This window comes from Mesorhizobium sp. M1D.F.Ca.ET.231.01.1.1, from assembly GCF_003999155.2.
Taxonomy (GTDB): domain Bacteria; phylum Pseudomonadota; class Alphaproteobacteria; order Rhizobiales; family Rhizobiaceae; genus Mesorhizobium.
Genome location: NZ_RZOZ02000042.1, coordinates 1 through 1,095, shown reverse-complemented (window position 1 = coordinate 1,095; position 1,095 = coordinate 1). Strand labels below are relative to the sequence as shown.

1 protein-coding gene is annotated in these 1,095 nt (G+C 54.7%); it reads right to left on the bottom strand.

All coding sequences use genetic code 11. The features are described 5' to 3' along the window. Positions 1-254: 254 nt before the first annotated feature. On the bottom strand, positions 255-1,095 hold an 841-nt coding region (locus EN874_RS32145; protein ID WP_210213425.1), incomplete at its 5' end, for a gamma-glutamyl-gamma-aminobutyrate hydrolase family protein.

Here is a 1,095-nt window from a genome sequence, read left to right as displayed (position 1 = left end):
CTAAAATGAGCAACGAAATTGTACGCCGTGTCGCCGCAGGCAGTGCACTTGCTGGATAGCTGCTAACGAATTCGGCGAGTTCAGATATGGCTCGCACTGAGGTATACTCCAATATATCCGCTTCTTTGGCGATAAAATGCCTGCCAAAATGGAGGCTGACGTTGTGCAGGGGGACGGCTATTAGCGCCGCAGCCGGTTAACGCCTCAAGGAATTTTTTGCGTCTGAGGCAGCACGCGCGTGCTGGTGGCGCACGTCATGCAGGTTCTCTTGCAATCGAACTGCAGGCTCTTGCGAAGTTATCGATCAAATTGCGACAGGCGGGCTCACTGTCGTACATCCACTCAGGGTGCCACTGTACGCCGACCATGAATGGCCGGCCGGGTGCCTCGATCGCCTCGACGACACCATCGTCAGCTCGCGCCGAAACGACGAATTCAGGAGCCAACTGTTTAATGGCCTGGTGGTGATAGCTGTTTACTCGGAAAGACGATGATTGCGCTCCACAGAGCCGCCACAGCTGCGTGTCGCGTTCCAACTGAACCTCGTGAACCGTCTTATCCAACGGGGTGCCATCGCGATGATCGATTACGTTTTGTAGTTCATCTAAGGTATGAGGATAGATCGTACCCCCGCCTACAACATTCAAAATCTGCATCCCTCGGCAGATGCCGAGAACGGGCATGGGCCGATCGAACGCTGAACGGGCGAGCGCGAATTCGAAGTCGTCGCGCTCGGGGATCATCCGTTGAACAGCGGGGTGCGGAGGCGCGCCGTAAAGTTCGGTTGGAAAATCGCCACCTCCAGTAAGAACGAGCCCAGAAACGAGGTCTAATAACGCGCTCACGTCATCTTCTTTGACATACGGCAAGATGATTGGAAGCGCACCGGCTTTTTCGATTGCGCTTACATAGTGGACGAGACAGAAGTAACCATCCTTTTCCACGTCGAAATTGCTGACGATCCCTATGACTGGTCGCATGTGCTTTGCCATCTTGAATGGAGTGCTTATATACGCGAGAAGAGCTTGCGCTCCATGGTGGTCAGGCGTTCCGGGCCTTTTTCCGTCACCAGCACCGTCTCGCTGAAGCCCATCC